The organism is Streptomyces sp. NBC_01410, assembly GCF_045040195.1.
GTDB lineage: Bacteria > Actinomycetota > Actinomycetes > Streptomycetales > Streptomycetaceae > Streptomyces.
This window is the reverse complement of sequence record NZ_CP109530.1, coordinates 6009958-6027914: the sequence shown is the minus strand read 5'-3', so window position 1 is coordinate 6027914 and position 17957 is coordinate 6009958. Positions and strand designations below refer to the sequence as shown.

Annotated in this window: 18 protein-coding genes; 4 read left to right on the top strand and 14 right to left on the bottom strand. The window is 69.5% G+C overall.

Annotation, left to right across the window (positions count from 1 at the left end; translation table 11 throughout):
- Positions 1–219: 219 nt before the first annotated feature.
- Genes ligA through OG741_RS27840 form a run of 3 tightly spaced genes read right to left on the bottom strand, consistent with a single transcriptional unit; the run spans position 220 to position 4109 of the window.
- Entirely contained in the window at positions 220–2403 is a 2184-nt protein-coding gene (ligA, locus tag OG741_RS27850) for an NAD-dependent DNA ligase LigA (protein WP_405602386.1), read from the bottom strand.
- 15 nt (positions 2404–2418) lie between these two features.
- Positions 2419–3414, bottom strand: a complete 996-nt coding sequence (locus OG741_RS27845; RefSeq protein WP_405602384.1) for a methionine synthase — start codon at positions 3412–3414, stop codon at positions 2419–2421.
- Complete coding sequence (locus OG741_RS27840; RefSeq protein ID WP_405602382.1) at positions 3411–4109, bottom strand: SDR family oxidoreductase; 699 nt, start codon at positions 4107–4109, stop codon at positions 3411–3413. Before OG741_RS27840 ends, OG741_RS27845 begins: the two co-directional genes overlap by 4 nt.
- A gap of 57 nt (positions 4110–4166) precedes the next feature.
- Here OG741_RS27840 and OG741_RS27835 point away from each other — a divergent pair, with 57 nt between their 5' ends.
- Positions 4167–4496 (top strand): DUF427 domain-containing protein, encoded by a 330-nt coding sequence (locus tag OG741_RS27835; RefSeq protein ID WP_405602381.1) that lies wholly within the window; start codon positions 4167–4169, stop codon positions 4494–4496.
- A gap of 54 nt (positions 4497–4550) precedes the next feature.
- On the opposite strand, the gene mnmA is transcribed toward OG741_RS27835, so the two are convergent.
- Positions 4551–5681 carry a tRNA 2-thiouridine(34) synthase MnmA gene (mnmA, locus tag OG741_RS27830; protein ID WP_405602379.1) on the bottom strand — a complete coding sequence of 377 codons (1131 nt, stop codon included), beginning with the start codon at positions 5679–5681 and terminating at the stop codon, positions 4551–4553.
- A 61-nt stretch (positions 5682–5742) separates the two neighbouring features.
- Here mnmA and OG741_RS27825 point away from each other — a divergent pair, with 61 nt between their 5' ends.
- Positions 5743–6456 carry an N-acetylmuramoyl-L-alanine amidase gene (locus tag OG741_RS27825; protein WP_405602377.1) on the top strand — a complete coding sequence of 238 codons (714 nt, stop codon included), beginning with the start codon at positions 5743–5745 and terminating at the stop codon, positions 6454–6456.
- Positions 6457–6490: 34 nt separating this feature from the next.
- Here OG741_RS27825 and OG741_RS27820 read toward each other — a convergent pair whose 3' ends face one another.
- The 3 genes from OG741_RS27820 to OG741_RS27810 all read right to left on the bottom strand — a co-directional run bounded on the left by OG741_RS27820 (position 6491) and on the right by OG741_RS27810 (position 8325).
- A complete protein-coding gene (locus OG741_RS27820) occupies positions 6491–7654 on the bottom strand; it encodes a cysteine desulfurase family protein (protein ID WP_405602376.1) in 1164 nt (387 codons plus the stop codon).
- Positions 7655–7786: 132 nt separating this feature from the next.
- Complete coding sequence (locus OG741_RS27815; RefSeq protein ID WP_405602374.1) at positions 7787–8149, bottom strand: DUF4190 domain-containing protein; 363 nt, start codon at positions 8147–8149, stop codon at positions 7787–7789.
- A gap of 20 nt (positions 8150–8169) precedes the next feature.
- On the bottom strand, positions 8170–8325 hold the full coding sequence (locus OG741_RS27810; RefSeq protein ID WP_405602372.1) for a hypothetical protein: 156 nt from the start codon (positions 8323–8325) through the stop codon (positions 8170–8172).
- Positions 8326–8428: 103 nt separating this feature from the next.
- Between OG741_RS27810 and OG741_RS27805 the strand changes: the two genes are divergently transcribed.
- Positions 8429–9043 (top strand): TetR family transcriptional regulator, encoded by a 615-nt coding sequence (locus tag OG741_RS27805; protein ID WP_405602370.1) that lies wholly within the window; start codon positions 8429–8431, stop codon positions 9041–9043.
- Here the strand turns inward: OG741_RS27805 and OG741_RS27800 are convergent.
- Positions 9012–10001: a helix-turn-helix transcriptional regulator gene (locus OG741_RS27800; protein WP_405602369.1), complete on the bottom strand. Its 990-nt coding sequence runs from the start codon at positions 9999–10001 to the stop codon at positions 9012–9014. The genes OG741_RS27805 and OG741_RS27800 overlap by 32 nt on opposite strands.
- Before the next feature lie 96 nt (positions 10002–10097).
- On the opposite strand from OG741_RS27800, the gene OG741_RS27795 reads away from it, so the two are divergent.
- Entirely contained in the window at positions 10098–10667 is a 570-nt protein-coding gene (locus OG741_RS27795) for a TIGR03086 family metal-binding protein (RefSeq protein WP_405602367.1), read from the top strand.
- Between the two features lie 295 nt (positions 10668–10962).
- Here OG741_RS27795 and OG741_RS27790 read toward each other — a convergent pair whose 3' ends face one another.
- The 6 genes from OG741_RS27790 to OG741_RS27765 form a co-directional block, all read right to left on the bottom strand.
- Entirely contained in the window at positions 10963–11808 is an 846-nt protein-coding gene (locus tag OG741_RS27790; protein WP_405602366.1) for a thioesterase family protein, read from the bottom strand.
- A 58-nt stretch (positions 11809–11866) separates the two neighbouring features.
- Positions 11867–12526: a trimeric intracellular cation channel family protein gene (locus OG741_RS27785; RefSeq protein WP_405602364.1), complete on the bottom strand. Its 660-nt coding sequence runs from the start codon at positions 12524–12526 to the stop codon at positions 11867–11869.
- Between the two features lie 18 nt (positions 12527–12544).
- On the bottom strand, positions 12545–13837 hold the full coding sequence (locus OG741_RS27780) for an ABC transporter ATP-binding protein (RefSeq protein ID WP_405602362.1): 1293 nt from the start codon (positions 13835–13837) through the stop codon (positions 12545–12547).
- Positions 13838–13857: 20 nt separating this feature from the next.
- Entirely contained in the window at positions 13858–14955 is a 1098-nt protein-coding gene (locus OG741_RS27775; RefSeq protein WP_405602360.1) for an ABC transporter ATP-binding protein, read from the bottom strand.
- Positions 14952–15950: an ABC transporter permease gene (locus OG741_RS27770; RefSeq protein WP_324987716.1), complete on the bottom strand. Its 999-nt coding sequence runs from the start codon at positions 15948–15950 to the stop codon at positions 14952–14954. The genes OG741_RS27775 and OG741_RS27770 overlap by 4 nt, the downstream gene beginning before the upstream one ends.
- A 125-nt stretch (positions 15951–16075) precedes the next feature.
- A complete protein-coding gene (locus OG741_RS27765; RefSeq protein ID WP_405602358.1) occupies positions 16076–17854 on the bottom strand; it encodes an ABC transporter substrate-binding protein in 1779 nt (592 codons plus the stop codon).
- Positions 17855–17957: the final 103 nt, after the last annotated feature.

Here is a 17957-nt window from a genome sequence, read left to right as displayed (position 1 = left end):
GGCGCACGTCTCAACAGTAGGCCGCGGTGGGCTCGCACGGGCAGCGCTCTACAGCTCTTGCCCGAATGAGACCTGGCCACCCTTATCCATCTGGTATGCGCTGAACGGGTGACCTGTACCGGTCGTTCCGGGGCGGAATCCTGCGTCCGATTCCCGCCCTGTGCGCCCCCTCTTGGCCCCTTGACGAGCCCCTCCCAAACCCCGCGCACGCCCCCTCCGTCACGCCTCTGGAGGCACTGCGGCCTCACGGGCCGCGTCCGGGCCCTGTTCGAGCAGTACGGCGAAGCCCTCCTCGTCCAGCACCGGCACTTTCAGCTGCATGGCCTTGTCGTACTTGGAACCGGGGTTGTCGCCGACGACCACGAAGCTCGTTTTCTTCGAAACGGAACCGGCCACTTTCGCGCCACGGCTCTGGAGGGCTTCTTTTGCGCCATCCCTGGTGTAGTCGGCGAGGGTGCCGGTGACGACGACGGTGAGTCCTTCCAGCGGCCGGGGGCCTTCATCCTCGCCCGCGCCCTCCTCCTCCATGCGCACGCCCGCCGCCCGCCACTTGCGTAGGATCTCGCGGTGCCAGTCCTCCTCGAACCACTGCTTGAGGGAGGCCGCGATGGTCGGTCCCACGCCGTCGACGGCCGCGAGCTCTTCCTCACCGGCCTGCTCGATCCGCTCGATCGACCGGAACTCGCGGGCCAGCGCCTCGGCCGCGACCGGGCCGACATGACGGATCGACAGACCCGTGATGATCCGGGCCAGCGGGCGCTCCTTGGCGGCCTGGATGTTCTCCAGCATCGCCAGGGCGTTCTTCTTCGGCTCGCCCAGCTGGTTGGCGAAGACCGTGACGACCTTCTCCTCGCCGGTCTTCGGATCGCGCTTGGGCAGTCCGCTGTCCTGGTCCAGGACGTACGCCGTGATGGGCAGCAGCTGCTCGACGGTGAGGTCGAAGAGATCGCCCTCGTCGGTCAGCGGCGGCTCGGCGGGCTCCAGGGGCTTGGTGAGCGCCGCCGCGGCCACATAGCCGAAGTTCTCGATGTCCAGCGACTTGCGGCCGGCGAGATAGAAGAGACGTTCACGCAACTGGGCCGGGCAGGAACGGGCGTTGGGGCAGCGCAGATCGACGTCGCCCTCCTTCATGGGGCGCAGCCCCGTGCCGCACTCGGGGCACTCGGAGGGCATCACGAACTCCCGCTCGGTGCCGTCCCGCAGGTCCACGACCGGGCCGAGGATCTCCGGAATGACGTCGCCCGCCTTACGCAGCACCACCGTGTCGCCGATGAGCACGCCCTTGGCCTTGACCACGTCCTGGTTGTGCAGGGTGGCGAACTCGACCTCGGAGCCCGCGACCGTGACCGGCTCCACCTGGGCATACGGCGTGACGCGCCCGGTGCGGCCGACGCCGACCCGGATGTTGACCAGCTTGGTGTTGACCTCCTCCGGGGCGTACTTCCACGCGATCGCCCAGCGCGGCGCCCGCGAGGTGGAGCCGAGCCGCCCCTGGAGCGGGATCTCGTCGAGCTTGACGACCACGCCGTCGATCTCGTGCTCCATGGAGTGCCGGTTCTCGCCGTAGTAGGCGATGAACTCCCGCACGCCCTCCAGCGAGTCCACGACCTTGTAGTGCTTGGCGGTGGGCAGGCCCCAGGCGCGCAGCAGGTCGTAGGCCTGGGACAGGCGGTCGATGTCGAAGCCCGTACGTGCGCCGATGCCGTGCACCACCATGTGCAGCGGAAGAGTCGCGGTGACCTTCGGGTCCTTCTGGCGCAGCGAACCGGACGCGGAGTTGCGCGGGTTGGCATACGGCTGCTCACCGGCCTCCACCCGCCGGGCGTTGAGTTCCTGGAACTTGTCCATCGGGAAGAAGACCTCGCCACGGATCTCGACGAGATCCGGGACATGGTCCCCGTGCAGCCGATCCGGAATGTCCGCGATCGTACGGACATTGGGGGTGATGTCCTCGCCGACGCGACCGTCGCCGCGGGTCGCCGCGCGCGTCAGCCTGCCCTTCTCGTACGTCAGGTTCACGGCGAGGCCGTCCACCTTGAGTTCGCACAGGAAGTGGTAGCCGGGGGAGCCCACATCGCGGGCGACGCGCTCGGCCCAGGAGGCCAGTTCCCCCTCGTCGAAGGCATTGTCCAGGGAGAGCATCCGCTCGCGGTGCTCGACCTTCGCCAGCTCCGTCTCGTACTGCCCCGCGACCTTCTGGGTCGGCGAGTCGGGCGTGCGCAGCTCGGGGTACTGCTCCTCCAGCGCCTCCAGCTCGCGCAGCAGCTTGTCGAACTCGCCGTCGCTGATGACGGGGCTGTCCTTCACGTAGTACCGGAAGCGGTGCCCCTCGACCTGCTCGGCCAGCCGGGCATGCTTCTCCCGTGCCTCGGCGGGCACAGACCCTTGCTGTTCGACAGCCACCGTCTCGTCCTCCCGTTACTCAGGGTTGTCTGCGAGCGATCTCGCGGCCCGGACGCAGTGGGCGAGCGCCGCGCGTGCGTATGCCGGTGAGGCACCCGCGAGCCCGCATGTCGGGGTGATCACCACGGACTCGCTCAGAGTCCCCGGACTCAGCCCCAACCTGCGCCACAACGTCCTGACACTCATGACGCTACCGGCAGGGTCTGACAATGGAGCGTCGGTGGACGGCACGACGCCCGCAAACAGCTGCGTACCGCCTTCGACGGCCTCACCGATCTGATCCTCGTCACGCTCGGTGAGCAGACCGAAGTCGAACGAGACTCCCCCAGCCCCTGCCCGGCGCAGCAGCGCGAACGGCACATCCGGCGCGCAGGAGTGGATCGTGACGGGCTCGTCGCTCACCCCGATCACATCCCGCAGCGTGCTCTCGACGACCTGGCGGTCCACCGCCCTGTGGGTGCGATACCCACTGGCGGTCCTGACCTGGCCCCGAAGTACAGCGGTGAGCGACGGCTCGTCGAGCTGAAGCACCACGCGGGCGCCGGGCACCCTGCGGCGTACGTCCGCTAGATGCGAGCGCAGCCCCTCGGCGAGCGAGTCCGCGAGATCCCGTACGGCGCCCGGATCGCCCAGCGACGCCTGGCCGTTGCGCATCTCCAGCGAGGCGGCGAGCGTCCATGGCCCCACCGCCTGGACCTTGAGCGGCCCCTCGTAGCCCTGGGTGTGCTCCTCCAGCGCGTCAAGATCCTCGCCGAGCCAGGAGCGTGCCCGGCGGGTGTCGCGCCCCGGCCGGTCGCTGATCCGCCAGCCGCTGGGCTCGACATGCGCGTACATCTCGACGAGCAGCCCGATGGTCCGCCCGATCATGTCGGCTCCGGGCCCGCGGGCGGGCAGTTCGGGCAGATGCGGAAAGTCGTCGAACGATCCGGCGACGGTCTTCGCGGCTTCGCGGGCGTCCCCGCCCGGCATCGATCCGACGCCGGTCGCGGGGCCCCATGGGAAGGTGTTCATCGCCCGGGCCGCACCGTCACGTCGTTGATCTCGGCGTCGCGCGGCAGGTCGATCGCCATGAGGATCGTCGTCGCGACGGACTCCGGGTCGATCCAGCGGGACGCGTCGTACTCCTTGCCCTCCTGGGAGTGCACCTTGGCCTGCATCGGGCTCGCGGTGCGGCCCGGGTAGACCGAGGTCACCCGGACGCCGTTGCCGTGCTCCTCGTGGCGCAGGGAGTCGGCGAGCGCCTTGAGACCGTGCTTGGAGGCGGCGTAAGCGCCCCATTCCGCATGGGCGTTGAGGCCGGCGCCGGAGTTGACGAAGACCACCTGGCCCCTGGCGGCCCGCAGGTGCGGAAGGAAGAGCCGGGTCAGCTCGGCGGGTGAGATCAGATTGGCGTTGAGCTGCTGGTGCCAGGTCTTGGGGCGCAGCTCCGCGATCGGGCCGAGGTCGAGGATGCCCGCGATGTGCAGCAGCGAGTCCAGATGCTCCGGCATGGGCTGCATGCCGAGAGACTTGGAAATGCGGTCGGGGTCGGCGAGATCGGCGACGAGGGTACGGGCGCCCTCGTAGCGAGCGGCGAGCTCCTTGGCGCGGCCGGCGTCGCGCGCCAGCAGGATCAGCTCGTCCCCGCGCGCGTGCAGGCGGCGCGCGACGGCCGCGCCGATGCCGGAGCCTGCCCCGGTGATCAGATGTGTAGCCATACGGGACATGCTCGCACTACGGCGGGAACGGGGAAGAAGTGCGGCCCTGCCGGTGCTGTCCCCGGTATGACCAAAGGACACACGATCACCATCGAGCAGGGCACGGTCCATGTACGCGTCACACGCGGCGACGACATCCTCGCGGAGAGCCGGCGCCCGCTCGTCCTGCGCGAGACGGGCTCCCCCGTGCGCTACTACCTCCCCGAGGAGGACGTACGCACCGACCTGCTGAAGCCCTCCGAGACGCACACCTACTGCCCCTTCAAGGGGACGGCTTCCTACTGGTCGCTGCCGGACGCGCAGGACCTGGTGTGGGCATACCCCGAGCCCAAGGACGAAGTGGCGCAGATCAAGGGGCACTTCTGCTTCTACGACACCGAGGTCGTCGACGCCTGAGCGTTGGCGTGCAAAGGGAGAGACGACGCGTAGATCCGGCCGATCCGGCCGGATCTACGCGACCGACGCGGTCCCCGCCCGCTCGGTCGTCGCGATCGTCGCCGAGCCGACCACGCGCGTGCCGTCGTACAGCACGATCGCCTGGCCGGGAGCCACGCCCCGCACCGGCTCGGTGAAGGAGACCTGGAGCTCGTCGTCGACCAGCTCGGCAGTCACCGGCGTCTCGCCGCCGTGGGCGCGCAGCTGCGCGGTGTACGTTCCGGGGCCCGCCGGGGCCACCCCGCACCAGCGCGGCTTGATCGCCGTGAGAGCCGTGACGTCGAGGGCCTCGACCGGACCCACCGTCACCGTGTTGTTCACAGGAGAGATGTCCAGGACGTAGCGCGGCTTGCCGTCGGGAGCAGGGTGGCCGATGCGCAGGCCCTTGCGCTGGCCGATCGTGAAGCCGAAGGCCCCGTCGTGGCTGCCCAGCTTCGTGCCCGACTCGTCGACGATGTCGCCCTCCGCCGTGCCGAGGCGGTTCGCGAGGAAGCCCTGGGTGTCGCCGTCGGCGATGAAGCAGATGTCGTGGCTGTCGGGCTTCTTGGCGACGGCGAGGCCCCTGCGCTCGGCCTCGGCGCGGATCTCGTCCTTGGTGGTGAGGGTGTCCCCGAGCGGGAACATCGCGTGCGCCAGCTGCCGCTCGTCGAGCACACCGAGGACGTAGGACTGGTCCTTGGCCATGTCGGAGGCCCGGTGCAGCTCGCGGCTGCCGTCCTCGCCCGTCACGACCGTGGCGTAGTGGCCGGTGCACACGGCGTCGAAGCCGAGCGCGAGCGCCTTGTCGAGCAGCGCCGCGAACTTGATCTTCTCGTTGCAGCGCAGACAGGGGTTGGGGGTACGGCCCGCCTCGTACTCAGCGACGAAGTCCTCGACCACGTCCTCGCGGAAGCGCTCGGCGAGATCCCACACGTAGAAGGGGATGCCGATGACGTCGGCGGCGCGGCGCGCGTCGCGGGAGTCCTCGATGGTGCAGCAGCCGCGCGCGCCCGTACGGAAGGACTGCGGGTTCGCGGAGAGGGCGAGGTGCACACCGGTGACATCGTGCCCGGCCTCGGCGGCCCGGGCGGCGGCGACGGCGGAGTCCACGCCGCCCGACATTGCGGCGAGCACACGGAGGGGGCGCTGGGGAGTCTGAGGAGTCATAGCTCTACCAGGGTAAGGGGACCTGGGAACCGAAAGCTCGCGCGTATGCGTTGGGCATCGCATGGGGAGTGAATCGAAGCGTGGCGGCGAGCAGGCCAAGGGGCGGGGCGTCAGCCGGCGGGCCGTGCTGATCGGGGGCGGTGCCGCGCTGGTGGGCGCGGGTGTCCTCGCCCGGGACGAGCTGCGGCGTGCCTGGTGGCGGCTGCCGGGGATGGCGAAGCCGCGCAAGGAGGGTGAGCTCGACCACCCGGGCGCGGAGTGGACGGCTGCGTCCCGGGCGAACTGGCGGCTCGCGGACCGGCCCGACGACTACGGCATCGACATGGTGGTCATCCATGTCGTCCAGGGCAGCTATCCGACGGCGCTGAGGGTCTTCAAGGACCCGGGGCACGGGGCCGCGGCGCACTATGTCGTACGCAAGGACGGGCATGTGGCCCAGATGATCCGCGAGCTGGACGTGGCCTTCCACGCGGGCAACCGCTCGTACAACGAACGCAGCGTCGGCATAGAACACGAAGGCTTCGTGGACCGCCCGGGCGATTTCACGGACGCGATGTACCAGGCGTCCGCGCAGCTCACGGCCGGGATATGCGCGCGGTACGACATCCCGGTCGACCGGAAGCACATCATCGGTCACGTCGAGGTGCCGGGGACGGACCACACGGACCCGGGGCCGCACTGGGACTGGAACCGCTATCTCGCGCTCGTACGCAAGGCGCTGCCGACGGCGCGGGAGGCCGCGAAGTCCGCCGAGGCCAGGTCAGGGACGGGCTGAGCCCCGCCGGACACCCCCTAAGCCCCGCCGTGCCCTAACTGAGCCCCGCCGTACGAGCCCGTTCCACCGCGGGGCCTATGGCCTCGGCGACCGCCTTCACGTCGGCCTTGGTGGAGGTGTGGCCGAGGCTGAAGCGCAGGGTACCGCGGGCCAGGTCCGGGTCGGTGCCGGTGGCCAGGAGGACATGGCTGGGCTGGGCGACGCCGGCCGTGCAGGCGGAGCCGGTGGAGCACTCGATGCCCTGCGCGTCGAGCAGCAGGAGCAGGGAGTCGCCCTCGCAGCCCGGGAAGGTGAAGTGGGCGTTGGCGGGCAGCCGGTTGTCCGGGTCACCGCCGAGGATCGCGTCGGGGACGGCCGTGCGCACGGCGTCGACCAGCTCGTCGCGCAGGGCGCCGATCTCGCGGGCGAAGCCCTCGTGGCGGTCGGCGGCGATGCGCCCGGCGACGGCGAAGGAGGCGATCGCGGGGGCGTCGAGGGTGCCGGAGCGCACATGGCGTTCCTGGCCGCCGCCGTGCAGGACGGGGACAGGGGTGTACTCGCGGCCGAGCAGCAGCGCGCCGATGCCGTACGGGCCGCCGATCTTGTGTCCGGAGACGGTCATGGCGGCGAGGCCCGACGCGGCGAAGTCGACGTCGAGCTGGCCGAAGGCCTGGACCGCGTCGGCGTGCAGCGGGACGTCGAACTCGCTTGCCACTGCCGAGAGTTCGGTGACCGGCATGACCGTGCCGATCTCGTTGTTGGCCCACATCACGGTGGCGAGCGCGACATCGTCCGGATTGCGCTCGATGGCCTCGCGCAGGGCCTCGGGGTGCACCCGCCCGTACGCGTCGACCGGCAGGTACTCGACCCTCGCGCCCTCGTGCTCGCCGAGCCAGTCGACGGCGTCGAGGACGGCGTGGTGCTCGACCGGGCTGGCGAGGACGCGGGTCCTGGCCGGTTCGGCGTCGCGCCGCTGCCAGTACAGGCCCTTCACGGCGAGGTTGTCGGCCTCGGTGCCGCCGGAGGTGAAGACCACCTCGCTGGGGCGCGCGCCGAGGGCGTCGGCGAGAGTCTCGCGGGCCTCCTCGACCGTACGCCGGGCGCGGCGCCCGGCGGCGTGCAGCGCGGAGGCGTTGCCGGTGACGGTGAGCTGCGCGGTCAGCGCCTCGACGGCCTCCGGCAGCATGGGAGTGGTCGCAGCGTGGTCGAGGTAAGCCATGGTGGCCCCGATTCTACGAGGCCTTGTGGGGGCGCGGACGCGGCGCAGGGGTGCACGGGCGTGCGGGTGCCCTTTTTCTCCTGCTGCGGGTGCCGTGCTCCGCGGCCGCCGTGCCGCTTCCGCGGGCCCGCGTCAGCTGCCGAAGCCCCAGGCGACGGTTCCGTTCACGGTGACCAGTACGGCGAGAACGGCCAGGTCGGCGACGCCGAGGGCGAGTCCCAGCAGGGCGCGGCCGCGGCGTGCGGTGCCCCGCCAGAGGGCGATGGCGGACAGGACGATGGCGATCGGGCCGAGCAGGATGTTCATGACGAGCAGTCCGACGAGGCCGAGGACGAAAGCGGCGACGGCCATACCGTCGGTGTCGCGAATGCCCACCGGCTTGGCGTCGGGCGTGGTGTCGGGCCTGGACCCGGCAGTCTCCCGGGCGGCGGCATCCCCGTGGGTGTTCTCGGTCCGTGCGGTGCGCGCGGAGCGTGCTGTGGCGGTGAGCTGCATGGCGGTTGGCTCCCTTCGGGTCAGTGGAGATGACGTGCGCGGCGCTCGCGCACGGCGAAGACGAGCAGCCAGGCACCGATCAGGGTGCAGGCCACGAGGCTTACGGGGAGGGGAAGTTGGGCCACGGCGCCCAGCATGATTCCCAGGAGGAGAAGCGCTGCGACGAGGGCGATCATCGTCTTCCTTTCGAATTCCGGGTGAACACTTGGGAGTACGATTGTTCACTGACTCCTGAGTCTACACTTCCGTTCTTCGGAGAACGGTTGTTTACTGAATGGTATGAGTCACACCATCGGGATCCGTCAGGCCCAGAAACAGAAGACCCGTCAGGCCCTCCTGGACGCCGCGCTGCAGCTGCTGGAGGAGCAGAGCCTGAGCAGCCTCGGCCTGCGCGAGGTGACCCGGGCCGTGGGTGTGGCGCCGACCGCGTTCTACCGGCACTTCCGGGACATGGCCGATCTCGGCGTCGCGCTCGTCGAGGAGGCGCTCGGCAGCCTGCACGCCACGATCGGCGAGGCAATGGCCGAAAACGGCGACGATCTGCGGATCGACCGCACCGTCGCGCTCATCGCCGACCTGGTGCGTACGTCCCCCGGGCATGTCCGCTTCATCGCCCGCGAACGGCACGGCGGTGTACAGCCCGTGCGCGAGGCGATCGGAGCTCAACTGCACCGGTTCGGCGACGAGGTGGCGGCGGCGTTCGCCCGGGAGCCCGAGACGGCGGGGTGGAGCGAGGCGGATCTGACGATGCTCGCGGGCGTGTACGTGGACCACATGGTGATGACGGCCTGCACCTTCCTGGAGGCCGGGCCGGACGGCGAGGAGCGGGTCTCCTCGGTGGCGCGCCGTCAGCTGCGGCTGATCAGCGTCGGCCGCCGTCACTGGCTGGACTGACAGAGCCGTCCCCGTACAGCTCGACGACCGCGGCGGCCGCGCGGGCCAGCTCCGCGCGGGCCTCGGGCGGCGAGAGCACCTCCACACTCTCGCCGGAGGCGAGCAGCGCGCGGGCCGCCATGAGGGCCGGGAGCGCGAGCTCGACATACGTCCACTCCCCTTCGGTGACCGGCTCGACTGCCAGCCGGCCCGCGTGGATCCGCAGAAACATGTCCAGGTGCTCGGCCCGCACCCGCGCCGTGACGCGTACGTCCGCGGGCCGGTCCTCGACCTGACGGCGCAACACCGCCCAGACGTCCGCCAGTTCCTGGCCCGCGCGCCGCCGCACCGGCGCGTCGGTGAGCGTGGCGGCGACAACCCTGTCCGCGCGGAACAGCCGGGGCCGGGTCCGGTGGTCGGCGACCAGATACCAGACACCCGCCTTCACGACGAGTCCGTACGGATCGAGGGTGTACGTCCGGGGCTCGGTCGTCCCGCTGTGGCGGTAGCGCAGCCGCAGCCGCCGGTCGGTGAAGACGGCGGAGTTCAGTACGTCCAGGTCCACGGCGGGCCGGGGCGTCCTCATCCAGCGGGCCGGATCGACCAGGATCCGCCGGCTCGTCAACTCGGCCGCGGGCCGGTGCGGTTCGGGCAGCGCGGCCATCACCTTGCGCAGCGCCGAGCCGAGCGCCTCGTCCAGGCCGAGCGCGGCGTGCGCACCCTGGGCCGCCAGCACGAACAGGGCGCGGGACTCGTCGGCCGTCAGTCCGGTGACGTCGGTACGGAAACCGGGCAGCAGCGAGATACCGCCGTGACGGCCGCGCTCGGCGTAGACGGGAACGCCGGAGGCGGAAAGCGCCTCGATGTCGCGGTAGATGGTGCGTACGGAGACTTCGAGCCGCTCGGCCAGCTCGGCGGCCGGGACGAGACCGCGGGTCTGGAGGAGCAGCAGGATCGAGAGCAGCCGGTCGGACTTCACGGGTCTGAGGGTCTCCGGAAAACATGACGGGGGATGTCAGGTTATCCGTACAGAGTGCGGTTCGTCAGCGAGACCGATGTTGAGGAGACGGACACCATGAACGATCCGCGCCCCCTGTTCGAGCGTGCGGCCGAGCAGTTCGCGAGCCTGCTGAAGCTTGCGACGCCGCAGCGGCTGGGAGATCCGACGCCGTGTACGGAGTACGACGTACGCGCGCTGCTGTCCCATGTCGTGGGGGCCACCCACCGGATCGCCCTCATCGGCGAGGGCGGAGACGGCCTCTCCCTGCCGGCCCACGTCGACGGCGTCGCGGACGACGGCTGGCCCGCGGCGTACGAGGCAGCCCGCGCCCGCTTCACCGCGGCATGGGCGGACGACACGAAGCTCGCCCGCGAGGTCACGGTCCCGTGGGGCGCGGTGCCGGGGGCCGGGGCGGTCGGCGGCTACGTGATGGAGACGGTCACCCACACCTGGGACCTCTCGCAGGCGCTGGGCCATCCGATGGCCCTGGACGAGGAGTTGGCCGAGATCATCCTGCCGATGGCCCGTGAGGTGCTCCCGGCGGAGGCGCGGGTGGAGGGGCTGCCGTTCGGGGTGGTGCGGGAGGCGCCGGAGGGGGCGGATGCGTATGGGAGGTTGGCGGCGTGGCTGGGGCGAGTGGTGTAACGGTGCGGGGGTGCGCCTGCGGCGGGGCTGTTCCCCTACCCGCCCCTTCCCGTAACCGGGGCTCCGCCCCGGACCCCGCGCCTCAAACGCCGGCGGGGCTGAAATGTGCGGCTCGGCCGCACATTCAGCCCGTCCGGCGTTTGAGGACATGCGGCCGAAGGTCGCATACGGGGCCCGGGGGCGGAGCCCCCAGTTCGCGCCGCGAAGCGGGCGCAGGGGTCTGGGGGCCTGCCCCCAGTTCGGGAAGGGGCGGGGTGGGGAACAGGCCCGCCGCAGGCGCACCCCGCGCCCCGGCTCAGACGCGCGGTGCCTTCGCCAGTTGGCGGGACTGTGCGACCAGGCGGTCCGCGCTGTCCCACACCTCCGCGTCCTCCTCCAGGAAGCCTCCCGCCAGATTCCGCGTCGTGATCGACACCCGCAGCGGGCCCGGCGCCGGGCGGCAGCGGATGTGCGTGGTGAGTTCGACCGTCGGGGTCCAGCCCTTCAGGCCGAGCTCGAACGACGTCGGCGGCAGCGCGTCGACCGTGAGCAGCAGCGAGAACGGGTCCGCGTCGCGGCCGTCCGCGAGCGAGAACCAGCCGCGCATCTCGCCCTTGCCCGAGGGGGCGCCGACAGCCCAGCCGACGGTCGCCGGGTCGAGCTTGATGTTCAGCCGCTCGGTGATCGCCGAGCTTCCGGGGATCGCCGCGGGGCCGTCGGACGGCCCGAGGCAGTCCTGAAGCGCCGGCATGGCGGGCGGGTTTGCCGTCGTCCGTACATCGTCGGCCAGGTCGTCCAGATCGCCGTACGTCGCCAGCACACGGATGCGCTCGACCTCGGCGCCGTCCTCGTCGTACTGGAAGAGCGAGGCCTGCCCGGTCGAGAGCGTGCGCCCGGTGCGTACGGTCTCGGTGCGGACCACAGCGGGTCCCGGCTGTGACGCGCTCAGATAGTGCGCCGAGACGGTGAACGGGTCGGGGTGCGGCAACGCGTCGGCCAGTGCCCGGCCGAGCAGGGCCAGCAGGTAGCCGCCGTTGACGGCCTGGATGATCGTCCAGCCCGCGGAGAGCTCCGCGTCGTAGACGCCCGGTGCGCGCAGGGTGACGGCGGTGTCGCGGTCGAACTCGCTGTCCCCGATGGATGCCTGAACTGCCTGTGCCATAGCAGCACCGTACAACAAGCAATTACTAAGCGGTAGCTTTTTCTGTTTGACGGACGGCCTAGCCTTCCTCGACGGCGGACGAGCGCCGGTTCCAGGCGCGTGGTGCCCGCCAGTGGAAACGCATCGCGAGCAGGCGCAGGACGAACGCGGTCACCACGGCCAGTCCGCTGGTGACCGCGTTGAGCACGTCGAACTGGATGCAGAGCACCACCATGGTCGCTCCGACGATCGCCGGGACGGCGTAGAGATCGCGGTCCCAGCGCAGCAGCGAGGGCACCTCGTTGGCCAGTACGTCGCGCAGCACACCGCCGCCGACGGCGGTGGCCAGACCGAGGACGGCGGAGTAGGTCAGGCCGAGCCCGTACTCGTACGCCTTCGTGGTGCCGGTGACGCAGAACAGCCCGAGGCCGGCGGCGTCGAAGACGTTCACGCCGACCTGGATGCGCTCCACCTGCGGATGCAGGAAGAAGACGAGGACCGTCGCCACGAGGGGCATCAGGAAGTACCCGGTATCGGTGAAGGCGGCCGGCGGGACGGCCCCGATGATCAGGTCACGGAGAAGCCCTCCGCCCAGCGCGGTGACCTCTGCGAGCACTGCGATGCCGAAGACGTCAAAGTTCTTGCGTACGGCGAGCAGTGCGCCGGAGATCGCGAATACGAAGATCCCGGCGAGGTCGAGCGCGTGCTGGACGGAGGGCGTGAACAGTTCTAGGAGCACCGGACGATTGTGCCGGGTCTACTCCTTGGCGCTGCCCTCCGCGTCCCCGGAAGCGGGGTCGCCCTTGTCGGCGGCGGCCTCCGCGGTGTCGTCGGCGTCGCCCTCGGCGGGCTCGGCCTCGTCGGCGTCGACAGCGTCGACGGCCTCCGGCTCGCTGCCTTCAGCCTCACCGTCGACCTTCGCGACACCCACGACCGCCGGCGCGTCCACCGCCGCCTCCGCCGCCTTCGGCGTCGCCTCGACGACCTCGATCGCCTCCCGCGCCGCCGCCAGCAGCACCACGTCCTGCGGCGCCTGGTCCTCCGCGTTCTCCGGGTGGTGACAGGCCACCTGGTGGCCCGTCTTCAGCGCCAGCAGCGGCGGCTCCTGCGTCTTGCAGATCTCCGTCGCCTTCCAGCACCGCGTGTGGAAGCGGCAGCCCGACGGCGGGGAGATCGGCGAGGGGACGTCGCCCTTGAGCAGAATGCGGTCGCTCTTGGTGCCGCGCCTCCTGGGGTCCGGCACCGGCACCGCGGAGAGCAGGGCCTTCGTGTACGGGTGCATCGGCGCCTCGTACAGCGACTTGCGGTCCGTCAGCTCCACGATCTTGCCGAGGTACATGACCGCGATACGGTCCGAGACGTGCCGGATGACCGACAGGTCGTGGGCAATGATCACGTACGTGAGGCCCAGCTCGTCCTGGAGGTCGTCCAGCAGGTTCACCACCTGCGCCTGGATCGACACGTCCAGCGCCGAGACCGGCTCGTCCGCCACGACCAGCTTCGGCTTCAGGGCGAGTGCCCGCGCGATTCCGATGCGCTGGCGCTGGCCGCCGGAGAACTCGTGCGGGTAGCGGTTGTAGTGCTCGGGGTTGAGACCGACCAGGCCCAGCAGCCGCTGGACCTCCTTCTTGATCCCGCCCTCGGGCGTCACGCCCTGCAGCTTGAACGGCGCGCTGACGATCGAGCCGACCGTGTGCCGCGGGTTCAGCGAGCCGTACGGGTCCTGGAAGATCATCTGGACGTCGCGGCGCATCGGGCGCATGCCCGCGACGCCGAGGTGCGTGATGTCCTTGCCCTCGAACTCGATCTTGCCACCGGTCGGTTCGAGCAGCCGGGTGATGAGCCGGCCCATCGTCGACTTGCCGCAGCCGGACTCGCCCACGACGCCGAGCGTCTCACCGGGAAGCACGTCGAAGCTGAGGCCGTCGACCGCCTGGACGGCACCGGCCTGGCGGCGCAGCAGCCCCTTGGTGATCGGGAAGTGCTTGACCAGTCCGGTGACCTTGAGCAGCGGCTCGGGCGAGGAGGTGGCCTGCTCCGGGATGACCATGCCGGAATCCTTTGTCTCACTCACAGCTTCGGCGCAATCTCTTCGGTCCAGATCCGCGTGCGGTCCTCCTGCGACATGTGGCAGGCCGAGTGGTGCCGGCTGCCGACCTCCCGCAGCTCCGGCCGTTCGGTGCGGGTGACCCCGCCCTTGGGCACATCTGCGTACGGGCAACGCGGGTGGAAGGCACAGCCACTGGGGATGTTGATCAGGCTGGGCGGGGAGCCCTTGACCGGGATGAGGCGCTCGGTCTGGTCACGGTCGATGCGGGGCATCGAGCCCAGCAGGCCCCAGGTGTAGGGGTGCTGCGGCTCGTAGAAGACCTGCTCGGCCGGACCGCGCTCGACGCAGCGGCCGCCGTACATCACCAGGATGTCGTCGGCCAGTTCGGCGACGACGCCCAGGTCGTGGGTGATGATGATGACCGCGGAGCCGAACTCCTTCTGCAGATCCCGGATCAGGTCGAGGATCTGCGCCTGGACGGTGACGTCCAGGGCGGTGGTCGGCTCGTCCGCGATGAGCAGCTCGGGGTTGTTGACCAGTGCCATCGCGATCATGGCGCGCTGGCGCATACCGCCGGAGAACTCGTGCGGGTAGCTGTCCACCCGCTTGTGGGGCTCCGGGATGCCCACCCGGTCCAGCAGTTCGACGGCTCGCTTCAGGGCCGTCTTCTTGTCCACCTTGTTGTGGACCAGGTACGCCTCGCTGATCTGCTTGCCGATGGTGAAGTACGGATGCATCGCGGACAGCGGATCCTGGAAGATCATCGCCATGTCGCGACCGCGCAGCTCACGCACCTCGTCCGGGGCGGCAGTCAGCAGTTCCTTGCCGTTCAGCCAGATCTCACCGGAGAGGTGAGCCTTCTGACGGCCGTACTGACCGACGCGGTGCAGGCCCATGATGCCGAGCGAGGTCACGGACTTGCCGGAGCCCGACTCGCCCACGATGCCGAGGGTCTTGCCCTTCTCCAGCGTGAAGGAGAGTCCGTCGACCGACTTCACCAGACCGTCGTCGGTCGGGAAGTGCACCTGGAGGTCGCGTACTTCGAGGAAGGCGCTGGACGGGGCCGACCCCGCGGAGACGGGTTCGCCGACGGCGCCGGTCTTCGTCAGATCGGTCATGAGAGCCTCACTCGGGGGTCGATCACTGCGTACATGAGGTCCACGACGAGGTTGGCGAGGACGACGAAGAAGGCCGCGATGAGCGTGACCCCGAGAATCACCGGCAGATCGTGGTCGCTGATTGCCTTCACCGCGTTGTAGCCGAGGCCGTGCAGGGAGAATGTGCTCTCCGTGAGGACCGCGCCGCCCACCAGGGCTCCGAGGTCCAGGCCGAGGACGGTCAGGATCGGGGTCATGGTCGAGCGCATGGCGTGCTTCCCGATCACCACGGGTTCCGTGAGGCCCTTGGCCCGGGCGGTACGGATGTAGTCCTCGTTGAGGACTTCCAGCATGGTGGCCCGGGTGAGCCGGGCGTACATCGCGGCGTACAGGAAGGCCAGCGTGACCCACGGCAGAACCATGCCGTTGAACCAGGCCGCGGGATCATCGCTGAACGACGCGTCCGGCCGGTCGAACCACCCCAGCTGGTCGGAGAAGAGCGCCAGGGAGAGCATGCCGGTGAAGTAGATGGGCAGCGAGACACCGCCGAGGGCGATGCCCATCGCCGAACGGTCCAGGGGCGTACCGCGCTTGAGGGCGGAGATGATGCCGGTGGAGACACCACCGATCACCCAGAGCACGACGGCGCCCGCGGCGAGCGAGAGGGTGACCGGCAGCCACTCGAGGAGCAGCGGCCAGACCTCCTGCTCGGTCTTGAACGAGTACCCGAAGCAAGGTGCGGCGCAATGCGTGACGTCGGCACCGTTGGCGTAGGTACGCCCGGCCACCAGGCCGACCACGAACTTCCCGAACTGGACCAGGATCGGGTCGTCCAGGCCCATCTTCTGCCGGATGCCCTCGATCGACGCGGGATCGGACTGCTTGCCGACGAAGTACAGCGCCGGGTCCGTCCCGATCATCTTGGGGAAGAGGAAGAAGATTCCGAAGGTCACCAGCGTGATGACCATCAGCATGACGACGACGGCGAAGATTCGCCTGATGAGATATGCAAGCACTGCGCTTGGCCCGACGGTGGCCCGGGAGCCCTCTCTTATGGAGAGGGCTCCGGGCCACCGTTCGCGGCCATCACCTGCCCTTCGTGCCTAGCGGGTGTGGCACTGAAACGTGAACTGACGGGGTTTTACTTGACGACGCCGAGCGAGGCGTAGTCGTAGCGGCCGTTGTAGGCGTCGGCCGTGTAGGCGTTGGTCAGTCGGCTGCTGCGCCAGGTGATCGTCTTGTCGTAGACGAAGGGCAGGTAGACAGCGGCCTCGGAGACCTTCTGGTTCATCTGCTTGTAGATCTCGCCGGCCTTGTTCGGGTCGGTCTCCGCGATGGCGTCGTCGAAGAGCTTGTTGACGGCGGGGTCGTTCAGCTCGGAGAAGTTGTTGTTACCGCTCTGGAGGATGAACCGGCCGTCGACCAGCGGCTGCGAGAAGCCCTGGCCGGTCGGGAAGTCCGCGCCCCAGCCCATGATGATGATGCCGTAGCCCTTGGACTTGACGACCTTCGGCGAACCGATGATGCCGGACGTCTGGGCGCCGTCGAACTGGTCGACCTGGGCGTCGATACCGACCTGCTTCAGCGCGTTCTGCAGCGAGACGGCAGTGGCGACCTCGACCGGCTTGTTGTTGCGCACCGCGATGGTGGTCTTGAAGCCGTTCGGCTGGCCACAGGCCTTCAGCGCCGCCTTGGCCTTCTCGACGTTCGGCTTGCCGTCGTTCTTCAGAACCTCGTACGGGTCGTACGAGGGGTCCGCGCCCTTGATGCCCGCGGGGAGCATGTTCGGGGCGATGTCGCCACCGGCCTGCGGGCCGCCACGCGCCGTCTGGAGCGACTTGTGGTCCGCGGCGTAGATGACCGCCTTGCGGCACTCGATGTTGTCGAACGGCTTGACCGTCTGCGGGAAGACCGCGTAGCGGATGAAGCCGGTCTGGCCGTTGTCCAGGTTGCCCTTGTGCTTGCGCAGGGCGGTGGTACGAGCGGCCTGGCCGATGCCCGTCGCGTTGATGTCGATGTCGAAGTCGCCCTTGAGCAGGCGCTTGTCCATGTCGTCCGCGTTGGTCATGAAGGTGACCGTGATCTTGTCCGGAAGCGCCTTGCGGATCGTGTCCGTGGACTGCTTCCAGTTGGCGTTGCGCGACAGCACCATCGACTTGTTCGGCGCGTACGAGTCGATCTTGTACGGGCCGTTGGAGAAGGGCTTCAGGCCGTACTTGGCGGCCGTGTCCTTCTCCTTCTTCACCGGAGTGGCGGCCGGCATGGCGAGCATCTGCTCGAAGTCACCGTTCGGCTTCGGCAGCTTGAAGATGATGGTCTTCGCGTCCGGCGTCTCGATGGCCTTCAGGCCGAGCTTGTCGGCGGCCTTGTCCTTGTAGGGACCCTTGTACTCGGTCTTCGGGTCGAGGACCTGCATCAGGTAGACCGGGCCGCCGGAGATGACGTCCTGGGCCCAGGTGCGCTCGATGCCGTACTTGATGTCCTGCGAGGTGATGGGCGAGCCGTCCTCCCACGTGACACCGTCCTTGAGGGTGTACTTGTAGGTCTTGCCGCCGTCCGAGACCTCGCCCTTCGCGGTCGCGAGGTCCGGGACGAGCTCGGTGCTCGCCTGGCCCGGCTCCGGCTTGAAGCTGACGAGCTGGCGGGTGTAGTAGCGCGAGAAGTCCCACATGAAGCCGTAGTAACCGCGCTGCGGGTCCCACGAGTCGGCGTCCTGCGTGCCGACGAACTTCAGTGTGCCGCCCTTGGCCGAGGACGCGTTGGCCACCTTGCCGATGCCCGCGTTGAAGCCGGCCGCCTTGCCGGCGCCGTCCTTGCTGTCGTCGTCCTTGCCACCACATGCCGTGGCTGTCAGCAGGGCCGCGAGCACGACAGCCGTGCCTGCGGCAAGCCTGCGCTTCGACGTGCGATTGGTTGTCACGATGCTCGCAACCTCCGTAGTAGTCACGGCCCTTGAGGGCAGTGGTTCTTGACTAATGCTCCTGACCACTTCGGCAGGGGCGGTGTGTCCGCAGGGACGGTGT